This is a genomic window from Sphingomonas sp. LR55, from assembly GCF_036856015.1.
GTDB lineage: Bacteria > Pseudomonadota > Alphaproteobacteria > Sphingomonadales > Sphingomonadaceae > Sphingomonas.
Window position 1 is genome coordinate 2394704 of sequence record NZ_JASPFO010000001.1, and the last position, 14287, is coordinate 2408990.

At 66.4% G+C, this 14287-nt stretch carries 13 protein-coding genes; 6 read left to right on the forward strand and 7 right to left on the reverse strand.

What is annotated here, in order from left to right; genetic code table 11:
- Positions 1-628 precede the first annotated feature (628 nt).
- From QP181_RS11420 to QP181_RS11430, 3 genes are read left to right on the forward strand one after another with little or no spacing between them, the layout of a single operon-like run.
- Positions 629-2683 carry a carbon starvation CstA family protein gene (locus tag QP181_RS11420; RefSeq protein ID WP_333928584.1) on the forward strand — a complete coding sequence of 685 codons (2055 nt, stop codon included), beginning with the start codon at positions 629-631 and terminating at the stop codon, positions 2681-2683.
- Positions 2680-2868, forward strand: coding sequence for a YbdD/YjiX family protein (locus QP181_RS11425; RefSeq protein WP_056061299.1), 189 nt, complete (start codon positions 2680-2682; stop codon positions 2866-2868). Before QP181_RS11420 ends, QP181_RS11425 begins: the two co-directional genes overlap by 4 nt.
- Positions 2865-3383, forward strand: coding sequence for a biliverdin-producing heme oxygenase (locus tag QP181_RS11430; protein WP_333928585.1), 519 nt, complete (start codon positions 2865-2867; stop codon positions 3381-3383). Before QP181_RS11425 ends, QP181_RS11430 begins: the two co-directional genes overlap by 4 nt.
- A gap of 15 nt (positions 3384-3398) precedes the next feature.
- Here the strand turns inward: QP181_RS11430 and QP181_RS11435 are convergent, their stop codons facing one another.
- The gene (locus QP181_RS11435) at positions 3399-3590 is read right to left on the reverse strand and encodes a polyhydroxyalkanoic acid system family protein (protein ID WP_333928586.1); all 192 of its coding nucleotides are present in this window, start codon (positions 3588-3590) and stop codon (positions 3399-3401) included.
- Between the two features lie 118 nt (positions 3591-3708).
- The gene (locus tag QP181_RS11440) at positions 3709-4128 is read right to left on the reverse strand and encodes a VOC family protein (protein ID WP_333928587.1); all 420 of its coding nucleotides are present in this window, start codon (positions 4126-4128) and stop codon (positions 3709-3711) included.
- Between the two features lie 362 nt (positions 4129-4490).
- On the opposite strand from QP181_RS11440, the gene lnt reads away from it, so the two are divergent.
- The 3 genes from lnt to QP181_RS11455 all read left to right on the forward strand — a co-directional run bounded on the left by lnt (position 4491) and on the right by QP181_RS11455 (position 8628).
- Positions 4491-5981: an apolipoprotein N-acyltransferase gene (lnt, locus tag QP181_RS11445; protein WP_333928588.1), complete on the forward strand. Its 1491-nt coding sequence runs from the start codon at positions 4491-4493 to the stop codon at positions 5979-5981.
- Positions 5982-6120: 139 nt separating this feature from the next.
- On the forward strand, positions 6121-7338 hold the full coding sequence (metK, locus tag QP181_RS11450; RefSeq protein ID WP_333928590.1) for a methionine adenosyltransferase: 1218 nt from the start codon (positions 6121-6123) through the stop codon (positions 7336-7338).
- 246 nt (positions 7339-7584) lie between these two features.
- Entirely contained in the window at positions 7585-8628 is a 1044-nt protein-coding gene (locus QP181_RS11455) for a cache domain-containing protein (RefSeq protein ID WP_333928591.1), read from the forward strand.
- A gap of 5 nt (positions 8629-8633) precedes the next feature.
- Here the strand turns inward: QP181_RS11455 and QP181_RS11460 are convergent, their stop codons facing one another.
- The 5 genes from QP181_RS11460 to QP181_RS11480 are packed head-to-tail and all read right to left on the reverse strand — an operon-like array spanning position 8634 to position 14267.
- Complete coding sequence (locus tag QP181_RS11460; RefSeq protein ID WP_333928592.1) at positions 8634-9245, reverse strand: phosphatase PAP2 family protein; 612 nt, start codon at positions 9243-9245, stop codon at positions 8634-8636.
- Positions 9245-10069 (reverse strand): formate/nitrite transporter family protein, encoded by an 825-nt coding sequence (locus tag QP181_RS11465; RefSeq protein WP_132736102.1) that lies wholly within the window; start codon positions 10067-10069, stop codon positions 9245-9247. Before QP181_RS11465 ends, QP181_RS11460 begins: the two co-directional genes overlap by 1 nt.
- Positions 10069-12261, reverse strand: a complete 2193-nt coding sequence (locus tag QP181_RS11470) for a glycosyltransferase (protein WP_333928593.1) — start codon at positions 12259-12261, stop codon at positions 10069-10071. The genes QP181_RS11465 and QP181_RS11470 overlap by 1 nt, the downstream gene beginning before the upstream one ends.
- The gene (locus QP181_RS11475; protein WP_333928594.1) at positions 12245-13018 is read right to left on the reverse strand and encodes a glycosyltransferase family 4 protein; all 774 of its coding nucleotides are present in this window, start codon (positions 13016-13018) and stop codon (positions 12245-12247) included. Before QP181_RS11475 ends, QP181_RS11470 begins: the two co-directional genes overlap by 17 nt.
- Positions 12930-14267 carry a glycosyltransferase gene (locus QP181_RS11480; RefSeq protein ID WP_333928595.1) on the reverse strand — a complete coding sequence of 446 codons (1338 nt, stop codon included), beginning with the start codon at positions 14265-14267 and terminating at the stop codon, positions 12930-12932. Before QP181_RS11480 ends, QP181_RS11475 begins: the two co-directional genes overlap by 89 nt.
- Between the last annotated feature and the right edge of the window lie 20 nt (positions 14268-14287).

Below are 14287 nucleotides of genomic sequence, written 5' to 3' on the forward strand. Positions count from 1 at the left end.
CTTGCCGGTCGCTGCCATGCAGATGCAGCCCTTTGATTGGGAAATTGGACCCCACCCCGATTGGCCCCCGCGAAGGCGGGGGCCAGGGTACCGAGCACTGCGGTATTCAGCTGAGCCCCGCGTCCGCAGGGGAACGGCCTTGGTGTAGGTCGTGTCTTTCTCGCACTCGCACAGTTCAAGTTGAATACCAACGAACGCCACCCCTTCCCCGTCATGCCGGGCTCGTTCCGGCATCCACCGTTCCGCATGCTCGCGGTCCTTGGGGTGTGCGGAACAGTGGGCCCGGCCTCCGCCGGGGTGACGGGAGAGGGTTGTGCTGGCTTACTGGCTGGCTGAGCGCCAATCGCAGAACGTCACACCGCCCAGATAGCAGGTCCGGCGACCATGAAGTTTGGACCGCATCAACCAAGCGCCCCACCTCGGCGAAGGCCGGGGCACAATTAGGGGGACGGTGATAACGACGCTCCCCGATAAGTTACCTCGACCATTCCAATTGGGCCCCCGCCTCCGCCGCGGTGGAGCTCGCCGCCGGGCTGGGGCTCGCCGCCGAAGCCGAACCTAATCTAGGCTAGCGCTCGCCTGCCGAATACGCGATGTCGCCGGTAAGGACCGCACGGGAGGCGCGCACATGACATTACGCGAGAAGATCGGTTGGGGCGCACTCGCCCTGCTCGGAGCCAGCGCGCTAGCGGTCGTCGCATTCGAGCGCGGCGAGCATGTCAACGCGTTGTGGATCGTCACCGCCGCCGTCTCGGTCCAGCTGATCGCGTACCGGTTCTACGCTCGGTACATCGCGCGGCACGTCATGCAACTCGATCCGTCGCGGCAGACCCCGGCGCTCCGCCGCGCCGACGGGCTCGACTATGTCGCGACCGACCGCAACGTCCTGTTCGGCCACCATTTCGCCGCCATCGCCGGTGCCGGCCCGCTCGTCGGCCCGGTGCTCGCCGCGCAGATGGGCTATCTTCCCGGCACGCTCTGGATCCTCGCCGGCGTCGTGCTCGCGGGTGCGGTGCAGGATTTCATGATCCTGTTCATCTCAATGCGCCGCGACGGGCGGTCGCTCGGCGAGCTGATCCGCATGGAAATGGGCGCGATCCCCGGCGTGATCGCGCTGATCGGTGCGTTCGCGATCATGGTCATCATTCTCGCCGTGCTCGCGCTGATCGTCGTCCGCGCGCTCGCGGGCAGCCCGTGGGGGCTGTTCACCGTTGCCGCGACGATCCCGCTAGCGTTCCTGATGGGGATCTACACGCGCTGGATCCGGCCCGGAAAGGTCGGCGAAGTCTCCGTGCTCGGCGTCATCGGGCTGCTCGCTGCGATCGTCTATGGTGGCACCGTTGCCGCTTCGCCGACGCTCGCGCCGCTGTTCACGCTGACTCCGGTGCAGCTCTGCGTGCTGATGGTGGGATACGGCGCGGTCGCCTCCGTACTGCCGGTATGGCTGCTGCTGGCACCGCGCGATTATTTGTCGACCTTCCTCAAGATCGGCGCGATCGTCGCGCTGGCGATCGGTATCGCCGTCGTTGCGCCGCCGCTTAAGATGCCGGCGCTTACCCCATTCATCGACGGTAGCGGCCCGGTCTGGTCGGGCGGGCTCTTCCCGTTCCTGTTCATCACGATCGCGTGCGGCGCGGTGTCGGGTTTCCACGCGCTGATCGCGAGCGGCACCACGCCGAAGCTGATCGCCAGCGAAGGCGACGCGCAGTTCATCGGGTACGGCGCGATGCTGATGGAGAGCTTCGTCGCGATCATGGCGCTGGTCGGCGCGTCGATCCTCGATCCCGGCGTGTATTTCGCGATGAACAGCCCGGCGGCGGTGGTCGGCACCGACTTCGCCTCCGCCGCGACCGCGGTCACCGCGATGGGCTTCCCGATCACGCCTGAGCTTCTCGCGCAGACCGCGAAAGATGTCGGCGAAACCACGATCGTCAGCCGCACGGGCGGCGCGCCGACGCTGGCGGTGGCGATGTCGGAAATCTTCAGCCACCTGATCGGCGGGCAGGCGATGAAGGCGTTCTGGTATCACTTCGCGATCCTGTTCGAGGCGCTGTTCATCCTCACCGCGGTCGATGCCGGCACGCGCGCCGGGCGGTTCATGCTGCAGGATTTGATCGGGCTCGCGGTGCCGTCGTTCCGTAACGCCTCGGCGATCGTGCCGGGGCTGATCGCGACCGCGTTATGCGTGATCGCGTGGGGGTTCTTCCTGTATCAGGGCGTCACCGATCCATTGGGCGGCGTAAATACACTGTGGCCGCTGTTCGGAATCTCGAACCAGATGCTGGCAGCGGTCGCGTTGGTGCTGGCCACCGTCGTGCTGTTCCGGATGAAGCGTCAGCGTTACGCCTGGGTGACGATCCTGCCCGCCGCGTGGCTGTGCCTGTGCACGATCACCGCCGGGCTGATGAAGCTGTTCGCGAGCGATCCCAAGGTTGGTTTCCTCGCGCACGCGACGAAGTTCGCGGATGCGGCGGCGCGGGGCGAGCTGCTCGCGCCCGCCAAGACGATGGCGGAGATGCAGCGGATCGTGCTCAACGATCGGATCGACGCCGGGCTGTGCGCGCTGTTCCTGGCGGTGGTGTTGTCGATCGTGGTCTTCGGTGTGCGGACGTGTCTGGCCGCGTTGAAGATCGACCGCCCGACCGTCACCGAAGTTCCGCCGCAACTGGTGGCCGCGGAATGATCCGCGCGCTTTACGCAAAGGCGCGCGAGACCGCGCTGCTGATGGTCGGCGTGCCGTCCTACGCCGCCTATCGCCAGCACATGGCGGAGCGCCATCCGGATCATGCGCCGATGGACGAGCGCGCGTTCTTCCGTGATCGGCAGGAGGCGCGGTACGGCAGCAAGGGCGGAGGGCGCTGCTGTTGACCGAGACGCTTTCGACCGTCGCTCGACTCCGGGCAGCGACGGCGAGCGATCACGACGCGGTTGATGCCGGGTTTGGACGCTATGACCTGAGCGATGCGGACGATTACCGCGCGTTCCTGATCGCGCACGCCAAAGCATTGCCGGCGGTCGAGGCTTGGCTTGCCGCGATCCCGGGACTGGGTGCGGTCCGGTCGAGGGAGACGGCGCTGGCCGAGGATCTCGCCGCGCTGGGCGAAGATATGCCCGCACCAATGGCGTTCGATGTGATGCCGAGCGAGGCGGCCGGCTGGGGTGCGATGTACGTGGTCGAGGGCTCACGGCTCGGCGGCATAATGTTGTCGCGGTCGGTGCCCGAGGGGATGCCGTCGGCGTATCTCGGTTCGAAGCATCTGTCCGGCGAATGGCGCGCCTTGCTTGCCGCGATTGACGACGAGCCCGCCGACGACGCCTGGGTCGAGCGGGCCATCGTCGGCGCCAAGGCGGCGTTCGATCTGTATCGGCGCGCGCCGGCCTGATCTCCCGGCCTGATCTCAGCGCAGGAGCTTCGGCGCTTCCTTGCGGATCATCTCCTGCACCTTGGCCGCGAACAGCCCGAGGATGCCGGGCAGGTCGACGACCGCATGGACGTTGGTCTCGAACACGGTGATCGCGCTGGCGATCGTCTGGCCCATCGCCTGGACGGTGAAGTGCAGCGTATCGCCATCCCAACGCTGCTCAGTCACCGACCCGCCGGGGATCTTGTCGCTGATCTTGCCGATCCCGCCGTCGAGCCGCGCGGACCGCCGCCTTGCCGAGCTGATGGGGGACGTCGACGGTGATGGGAGTGCCCATGTCTATTCCTTAAGTCGCGAAAATCATGTCGTCGTTGGCGAACGCCTTGAACTCGAGTGCGTTGCCGCTGGGATCGAGAAAGAACATCGTCGCCTGCTCGCCGGGCTCGCCCCTGAAGCGGATGTACGGCGCTATCCCGAACTGGACGCCGGCGGCGGTGACGCGTTCGGAGAGCGCGGTCCAGTCGTCCATCGTCAGGACGACGCCGAAATGGGGCACCGGGACGGCGTGGCCATCGACGGCGTTCTCGACCGCAACGGGTTTGGCGGCGGGATCGAGATGCGCGACGATCTGGTGGCCGAACAGGTCGAAGTCGATCCAGTGATCGCTGGAGCGGCCTTCGGGGCAGCCGAGGGTGGCGCCGTAGAAATTGCGGGCGGCGGCGAGGTCGTGGACCGGGAAGGCGAGGTGGAACGGGCGTAGGGTCATGCCGGGAGGATAGGGCGGGGGATCCGGTTCGTCGACCCGGGGGATTGCGTGGGATTTCCACGGATGTGTGCCCGCCCGTCCTTGTTCTCCCGCGAAGGCGGGAGTCCAGTCTGGGCTCCCGCCTTCGCGGGAGAACAAGATTTGGTGCGGGTGTCCTTCCCCTCATTACTCCACCCCGGCGAACGCCGGGGCCCAATTGGGGGACGTAGCTAACGGGGAACCGCGCTTCGTTAGTGCGGCCTTTCCAATTGGGCCCCGGCCTTCGCCGGGGTGGTGCTAGGTGGCGGGGAGCTGCTCTTCATGCCCCACCCCACCAAACCGAAAACATTGCCCCACCCCCTCCGCCACGCCATAGCGCCAGCGTGACCCGCTACCCCGCCCTCGCCTGCCTCGTCCTTGGCGCGCTCGCCGCGACCGGGTTCGCCCCGCTCGATCTCTGGCCGCTGACGCTCGTCGCGTTCGCGCTGTGGATGAAGCTCGTCCACGACGCCCCCACCCTGCGTCGCGCGCTCTGGCGCGGATGGGTGTTCGGGGTCGGGCATTTCACCGTGAACAACAACTGGTTCCAGCATGCGTTCGACTTCCAGGACGCGATGCCGCCGGTGCTTGGCTATTTCGCGGCGGTCGGGCTGGCGCTGTATCTGGCGGTGTTCCCGATGCTGGCAGGCGGGATCGCCTGGCGGGCCGCACGGCGCCCCGGCTCCCCCGACCCGACGTTTGTACTGGTCTTCGCCGCCGCCTGGATCGCGACCGAATGGCTGCGTGCGACGCTGTTCACGGGCTATGCCTGGGATCCGCTCAGCGTCGTCTGGTTGCCAGCAATAGGCGTCGCGCGGCTATCGGCCTGGATCGGCACCTACGCCTTGTCAGGAGTCACGATAGTCGCAGCGGGTGCGCTGCTGATGCTGGCCTCACGCCGTTGGACCCTGCCGGCGGTCGCGATCCCCGCGTTGAGTCTTGCCGGATTATCCGCGCTGTGGACCAATGCCCCGCCGCCAGCGCCTGGCACGCCTCTGGTCCGTGTCGTCCAGCCGGATATCGGCCAGGAAGACCGCAGCGAGACCGATGGCGAGCGCGTCCTTACCGCGCTCGAAAAGCTGTCTGGCCAAGGCGGCACCACCCCGCGTCTCGTCGTCTGGCCCGAGGGCGTCGTCCGTGATTACGTCGAAGATGGCTACCCGTTCTACGCCTATGGCTGGTCGAGCCCGCTCTACCTCCGCCGCCGGATGGCGCGGCTCCTGGGGCCCGAGGACATCCTGCTGATCGGCGGCACCGCGCTTGAGTTCGACGCCAAGGACCAGATTTCCGGCGCGGCGAATTCGGTGTTTGCGCTCGACGCACAGGCGCGGCTGCGGGGGCGGTACGACAAGGCGCACCTCGTGCCCTATGGCGAGTATCTCCCAATGCCGTGGCTGCTGAAGCCGCTAGGCCTCGCGCGGCTCGTGCCCGGCGATATCGACTTCACCTCCGGCAAGGGCCCCGAGAACCTGACGCTGCCCGGCTTCGGCTCGATCGGGATGCAGATCTGTTACGAGATCATCTTCTCGGGCGAGGTCGTCGATCGCGCGCACCGCCCCCGTATCCTGTTCAATCCTTCAAACGATGCGTGGTTCGGCAAATGGGGCCCACCGCAGCACCTCGCCCAGGCCCGGATGCGCGCGATTGAGGAAGGGTTGCCGATCCTTCGCGCCACCCCGACCGGCATCTCAGCGATCATCGCCGCCGATGGCCGGCTGGTCGCGACGATACCGCATGAGACCGCCGGCGCGATCGAGCAGCCGATGCCATCCGCACTCCCCCGACGCTATTCTCACGCATCGGCAATGCGATGGCGGCGATCGTGGCAGCATTGATGCTCGTTGCTGCGGCGATTAGCCGCTCGCGAGCAAGCGCGGTTGCCCTGCGCCGTCGCCAACGCTAGAAGGACATATAAAGCTTTCCTTATATGTCGCTCCCCGGACTGTCCTGGGCGAGCCTTTGCGAAGAGGTTTCATGCGCAAGTCCTTTCTCTTCACCTCCGAATCGGTCTCCGAAGGCCATCCCGACAAGGTCGCCGACCAGATCAGCGACACGATCGTCGACCTGTTCCTCGCCAAGGACCCGCAGGCCCGCATCGCCTGCGAGACGCTGACGACCACGCAGCTTGTCGTCCTCGCCGGTGAAATCCGCGGCAAGGGCATTTACGAGAACGACCAGTGGGCCGACGGCGTGCTCGAAGAGATCGAGGCTGCGGTGCGCAACACCGTCAAGGAAATCGGCTACGCGCAGTCGGGCTTCCACTGGGAGACGTTCCGCTTCGAGAACAACCTCCACGGCCAGTCCGCGCACATCGCGATGGGCGTCGACGAGAGCGGTAACAAGGACGAGGGCGCCGGCGACCAGGGCATCATGTTCGGCTACGCGACCGACGAGACCCCAGGCCTGATGCCCGCGACGCTGTATTACAGCCACAAGATCCTCGCCAGGATGGCCGAAGACCGCCATTCGGGCGCTGCGCCGTTCCTCGAGCCCGATGCCAAGAGCCAGGTGACGCTGTCGTACGAGAACGAAGTGCCGGTCGGCGCCACCGCCCTTGTCGTCTCGACGCAGCATGCGCCGGGCTATTGCGAGAAGGGCGACAACGCCGATCCCGCCAAGTACGCGGTTCTGCGCGATTACGTCATGGGCGTGTTCAAGGACGTGCTGCCCGACGGCTTCATCACCGACGAGACCGCGATCTACATCAACCCGACCGGCCAGTTCGAGATCGGTGGCCCTGACGGCGACGCCGGCGTGACCGGGCGCAAGATCATCGTCGACACGTACGGCGGCGCGGCGCCGCATGGCGGCGGTGCGTTCTCGGGCAAGGATCCGACGAAGGTCGATCGTTCGGCGGCGTATGTCGCGCGGTATCTGGCTAAGAACGTCGTTGCTGCGGGGCTTGCGCGTCGCTGCACGATCCAGTTGAGCTACGCGATCGGCATTGCCGAGCCGCTTTCGGTGTATGTGGACACGCATGGCACGGGTACCGTGGAAGAGGCCAAGCTCGAGGCGGTCCTGCCGAAGCTCGTGCGCCTGACGCCGAAGGGCATCCGCGAGCACCTCAAGCTCAACGCGCCGATCTACAAGAAGACCGCGGCGTATGGTCACTTCGGTCGCGAGCCCGAGGGTGACATGTTCACCTGGGAAAAGACCGATCTGGTCGACGCGCTGAAGGCTGCCGTCGCCTGACCATCACGGACCTTCCCCGCATAGGGAAGGATTACAGGATCCATAAAGCCTCGCCCGAGCGATCGGGCGGGGTTTTTTGCTGTTCAGCGTCATCGACCGCCGGCGCGGCGCTGTCCTCTTCACCGCGCGACGGACGATATTCCCTTACGTAATCAATGCCTTTTGTCAATTTATAGCCGTTTCGCGACTATCTTGGATTAACCATTTTCGGCTAACGGAGGCGCCCCGCTTCTTCGGATACTGCTTATGCCCCGCCGCATACGATCATTAGTTGCTTCGCTGGGCGAGGAGGTGTCGGCGCATGCGCGGCAGTCGGAGGCGATCGCGGGGCGGACCAACCTGCTGGCTCTCAACGCGACGATCGAGGCCGCACGGTCGGGGGATGTCGGGCGCGGCTTTGCGGTCGTCGCGCAGGAAGTGAAGGCGCTGGCGGATCAGGCGCGCACCTCATCCGCCTCATTCCGCGAGCAGATTCTCGGGCGGCTGCAACAGGGTGCGGCAATCGCCGAGCAACTGGTCCGCGACGTCGAGGGCGGGCGGCTGGTCGAACTCGCGCAGTCGATCGCCGACACGCTGTGCCGCACGCTGTACGATCGCTCGATCGACATCCGCATGCTCGCCTCGGATCATTCGATCGGCGAGGCGATCCTGTTCCGCTCCGATTCCCCCAAGGTCGAGGCCAAGGCGCTCGAACGGCTGCGTGCGCTGCTGCGCTGCTCGCCCTATTTCCTCAACGCGTTCGTGGTCGATGCGACCGGCGCGGTGGCGGTCTGCGCGCACGACAATGCCTCGGTCCGCGGCGTCAATTTCAGGGGCTATTCGCAGTTCGAACGCGCGCTAGTGGCCGATCTATCGCAGGAATGGTCGACCGACGATGTCTGGGAAAACCCCTGGTCGGATCGCCGCAAGGTGCTGGTCTATGTCGCGCCGGTCCGCTTCGACGGCGCGACGATCGGCGTGTGCTATCTGGAATATGATTTCGAGGGGCAGACCGCGACGATCATGGACGTGATCCGCAAATCGAGCTCGGGCGCGGTGGTCAGCATCGTCGATCCGCAGGGCCGCGTCGTCGCCAGCACCGGCGCATACGCCTATCACGCGCCGCACCCCTATGTGAAAGCCGGTGCCGCGCCGCAGATCGAGGCACGCGACGGATTGGTGGTCGCGCAAGCCGCGGTGCCATCGGATCACGGGTTTTCCGGACTCGATCTACGCTGCGTGATCGAGGATCACGTTGCCACCGACGACGAGATTGCCGCGATGATGCGCGCACGCATGCGGGTCGGCTGAAATGCTCAGGCGGGCTCGGCGATGCCGGCCACCTGACCCTCGACGACGGGCGCGACGCGGTCGAACACCGCGCTGACGAGCGCCTCCGCGATCCAGCCGACCGCCGCACCGACGACGAGGTCGGACAGATAATGCTTGCCGTTGATCGGTTGCGCCGCGGCGACCATGCCGGTGATGATTGCGGCGGGCGCCCCTGCCCCATCGATGTCGCGCGATACCGCACGCGCGACAGCTACCGCGCCCGCGGTGTGGCCCGACGGGAACGAGGTCTGGTCGTGATCGTCGCTGTCGCCGGCTTCGAACTTCGCCTTGCCGTCCTCGATCGCCTTTTCGGGGCGAGTGCGATCGACCGAACTCTTGATCGCGGATTTGACGAAGGTCGCCGCCGCATGCGCCGCGAGCATCCGGACGCCGCCACGGATCATGTCGGGGCGGCGGGCGATCAGGCCGATCACCGCGGTGCCGATCGAGGTTGCGACAAGCTGTGGCTGGTCGCCGATCTCGGCCAGGAATCCGACCGCCTTGACCGCCGGCCGGTCGCGCTGTTCGGCGGCCTTCAGCGTGACGCCGCGATCCGCCGCCTCGACAGTCTTCGCGGCACGTTCGATCTCACCCATCAGCTCTCGTCCCGCCCGTTCATCTCACCGCGCACCTGCGCATGCGCCAACAGCGCGAACAACCCCGCACCGCCCAACAGGTTGCCGAGGATCGCCGGCAGCATCAGTTCGAAGAGCGTCTGCACGACGCCGGTTTTGCCCGCGAACAGCAGCAGCCACGCCTCCACCGAGCCGACGATCGAATGGCTGAACCCGCCGATCGCGACGACATAGGTAACCGCGAGGATCACCAGGAACGACTGTTCGCGCGCATTAGGCAGCGACCAGGCGAGGATCGCGATCATGAACCCGGCGGGGATCGCGTTGACGAACGTCGCCCCGGCCGACAGCTCGGTGATCGCGACCGACACCTCGATCATCGCGGTCCGCAGTTCGCCGCCGCCGAGCAGCCCCGCCGCGATCATTCCGCCCGCCAGCGCCGTACCGAGCAGATTGGCACCGAGCACGATCGTCCACAGCCGCAGCGTGCGTCGCACCGCCCAGCCCGACGGCCGCGTCACCAGCGGCAACATCGCGGTGATCGTGCTCTCGGTGAACAGCTGCATCCGACCGAGGATGACCATGAGGAACCCGATCGGATAGCCGAGCGACACGACGATCGACCGCGACGGCGTATCGGGCAGCGCTGCGTGGAGCGCACCCTCGGCGATCAGCGAGCTCGCGATCGCCATGCCCGCCGCAAGGCCCGAAAAGAACAGCGACGAGACTGGCCGGTCGAGCTCGTCCTGCCCCTCCTCACGGACCGCGCGATGCAGATCCTGCGCATCGGCGGCCTTGAGGTCGTCGACGTCGTCCGGCGGTGGGGAGGAATCCGGTTTGGCCATTACGCCAGTGTAACGGCCCGCCGCGCGTTTCGGTCCCACCGGTCGCGCGGCATCACACGCCCGCCTTCGTCACGCGCCAAGGATCGGCGCGTGCGGACCGATCGATGAATGCGAGGATCTCGCTCAATCCCGGCTCGCGCAGGCCGTCGAACGGCGCGCCACCAAGCGCCCATTGCGGGTTGATCCCCGGATCGAGCGTCAGCGCCTCGCCCCAGACGGCATAGAGATCGCCGAGTTCGGCATCGTCCCACGCCACCTCGTCCTCGGTCCGGGTCCGGCCGCGGGTCTTCGATTCGTGGTGGATCAGCTCGATCTGCGGGCAATAGCGCACCCGATACCCCGCCGCGCGCGCGCAGGCAGACGTCGATATCGTTATAGGCGATCGGCAACCGCGCGCAGTCGAACCCACCGATCTCCGTCAGGACGTCGCGTCGCATCGCGAGAAAAGCGCCGGTCACTGCCGCCGCGTCGTGCTGCGTCACATACCGCCCGCCGGGTCCTGGATCGTCGAACGCGGCATGACGCCCCTCGTGCAGCGGCAGGCCTTCGCCGGCACCGAGCACGATGCCGGCGTGCTGGACGGTCATGTCGGGATACAGAAGACGCGCGCCGACGATGCCCGTCGCCGGATCGGACAACAGCCGGTCGAGCTCGCTGTCCCACCCTTGCGTCAGCATCACGACGTCGTTGTTCGCGAACAGCAAAAGGTCGCAGTCCGCCGCCCGCGCGGTGGCGATCCCGAGTATGTTGGCGCGCGACCAGTTGAACGGCTCGTCCATCGTCACGACCGCATGACCGGATCGCGTGGCGTAGTCGTCGAGCAAAGCGTGCGTCGCGGGCTCCCGGCTCCGGTTGTCGACGATGATCACGCTGATCCGGTCCGGCATGTCGGCCACCGCGAGGAGACTATCGATCGCCTCGGTCAGCATCGCCGCTTCATCGCGGGTAGGTATGACGATGGCGATGCGCGATCGCCGCGCTGCCAGCGGAGGCATCGTGGCATCGATCGGTGACGCCGCCCCGCGTAGCTCCGTCGCGGCCGATCTCTCCACTCCGTCGTCGTACAGCGATGCGAGGATCCGCGGAACATGCGCGACCGGCGATGCAGCCGCTCGCGCGGCATCGATCATCGCGGCCCGCAAGTCAGCGCCCGATAGCGTGTCGCCGTCGCGGGACATTCGGAGGAGATCATTCCGCGCCGCGACGAGACGGGGCGGCACCGCTGCGCGCAACGACGAATCGTCGACACCGTAGAGTATCGGATCGGCATGACGCTGGCCGGGCGCCCAATGGCGTCTGACATGGTCGTGATCGCATGTGACCGCGGCCGCGCTCGATCGTGCCGCAGCATAGCGCAACCAAGCCAGCGCATGGGGATGCAGAATGACGCCCGCATCGATGCTGACCAACAGCCCAGGTCGCGACGCATAACCACCATCGTCGTCGAACCCGATCCGTGGATCGGTGATCGTCATGCTGGCGACCGGATGGTCGGCGATTCCGGACGCATCGACCAACCGCGCCACCCAGGACGGATCCGACTGGTCGAGCAACGCGGTCAACGTCACGCGCACCGACGACGCCGTCGCCGCCCGACAATCGATCGCGAGCGTGATCGGCACGCCCCCGTCGTCGGCAACCGCCGAGATCGGCGGCGGTGGCCGCATCGCGACGTCGGATCGGAACCGGTCATACGCGGCCATCGGATAGGCCGATGTTCCGATCCAGGCCCGCAACGCTTCGTTCGCGTCCGCCAGCGCCTCCGCCACCGCATCGAGCCGGCGCCACATCGCCTGACGATCGATGGTCGCCGCGGGGATCCGATCGCGAGCGCCGAGATGGACGAGTTCGCCCAGCGCGGAGTCCAGCGTCGGATCGAGGCGCAGTGCCTGCGCATATGCCGCGACCGCCCCGGCACGGTCATCCTGCATCTTGAGCAGATGACCGAGCTGCAGATGCGTGTCGGCGCTGAACCGGTCGATCGACAACGCACGGCGATACGCGTCGCCCGCGGCCTGGATGCCACCCGATTCCTTCAGTGCATGACCCAATTGGACCCATAGTCCGGCGTTGCGCGGCTGGACGCGCACCACGGCGCGATACGCATCCGCCGCAGCCAGCCAGTCGCGGCGATCGCGCGCGGCATCCGCGCGTGCGACCAGCGCAGCGACCGCGTCATCGGATGCGATCACGAAACCCCGACGGCAACAGGCGCGAGTCGGTCCGATAGCCGTTCGGTGAACGCCTCCATCGTGAACATCGCCTCATAGACCGCGCGCCGGCCCCCGCACCGATTCGCGCAATGTGCGATCCTCGATCAGCCGGGTCAGCAGCGCGGACAGGTCGGCCGCGCGCGGTCGGATAGACGAAGCCCGACACCTCGTGCTCGATATAATCCGACGTCCCGGTACTGTCGCTGCACACGATCGTCTTGCCCAGCGCCAGTGCGTCGGACGCCACCAGCGGTAGCGGATCGTCCCGCGACGGGACCAGCACGATGTCGATGTCGGCCAGGCAATACCAATAGTCCGGATGCCCCTTTTCACCGTGAAAATGGATACCGTCCTGTCGCTGCCACGTGCGCCGGACCTTCTCCTGGAAATCGGGATCGTGATCGCGGCCAAAGAAATCGAGCGTGGCGTTTGCGCGCGTGCCGGGCGGGAGCATCGCAAAGGCCTGCGCGGCGATATCCTGGCCTTTGCGTGGTTCGAACGATCCGAACACGCCGATCCGGACGACGTCCGACCGCGCCGGTACGGGATACAAATCCTTTGGATCCGCTATCCCAGTCTCGAGCAAGCGCGAGGACACGCCATGCCGGCGCAGCGCCGCCGCGGTCCGCGTACTGACCGCGAGGATGTTACGCGCCGATCCCAGCACGGCGCGGAACCCGTCGGTGTCGCGCACCATCTCGTCGATCAGCCCGGATTCGTGAATGTACCAGCGCACTTCGGTCTCCGAGATCGAGCTGTTTCACGGCGCGCCAGCCGATGACGGTATTGACGATCACGGTATCGAAATTGCGCGCGAAATCACGGAAGCTCGCATGGTCGGTCAGCGCAAGTGCATCGATGATGACGGGAATATCGGCCTCGGCAAGACGGGCGCGCATCGGTCCGTCGGTCGGGCACGTGACGACGACGAATGCGCCCGAATGTTTCAGCGCGATCGCCATGTCCGCCGCGACGCGCGGGGCGCCGCTGTTCGTCAGGTCGTGCGATACGATGAGGATGTCGGGCCCGTCGCCAGCGTAGCGCAGTGTGGCGGGGTGGATCCGATAGGGTTCCTGCGAGTCGATGTAGCTGATCCCGCTCATCGTCGGCGGGAAATACGGATCGTCGGTGATCAACGACGGAAAGCGCTTGAGCAGGAAGATATCGGCTTTGCTCTTTTTCCAGCGCGACCCCGTCGGCAGATCGGCATCGCCGCCGATCGCGGCGCCGATCGAGGCGCCGATCGAGGCATGGCCGATATGGATCAGTTCGGCATGCGGCGTATAGACCAGCCGGTATCCCGCCTCGCGAAGCCGCAGGCTGAGATCGACGTCGGAATGGGCGATGCCGACGTTCAGCGCATCCCACCCGCCAAGGTCACGGAACAGCTCGGTCGGCATCGCCAAGCACGCGCCGCACAACAGGCCGACGTCGCGCGTCGATTGCGCCAGGTTGAAATGCGTTGCCGTATCGCGCGGAAAGGCGTGGAACGTCGTTCCCGTCAGTTGCCGCAATCCGACCGCCATGCCGGCATATTGAATGCGGCCATTCTCGTAGAGCAGCTTGGGGCTGACGCCGCCGACGCCAGGGCGGACGAGCTGCTCCAGCAGCGCCTCGATCCAGTCCGGCGTGATGACCAGCACGTCGTCATTGTGGAATACGACATAATCGCCCTGCGCGAGCGCGGCACCGGCGTTGCATTTTGCGGAGAAATTATACGGCGCATCGAAGATCGCGAAACGGATGCGCGGTCCGTCCATCCACTCGCGACACTGCGCCGCCGTCCGCGAATTGGTGACGATCACGATCTCGTATCGGGGATAGGCGGTCCATGCGACGATCGACATGACCGTCCGGACGATATGCGCGGCGTCGTCCGACGGGATGATGATCGAGACGAGCTGATCGAACGTCGCATAGTCCGCACGCGGGCGATTCGATGCTGGCAACGCGACCGCACGACCGGTCCAGCCGCGGCGATCCATTGCCGCCTGGACCGCAGCGA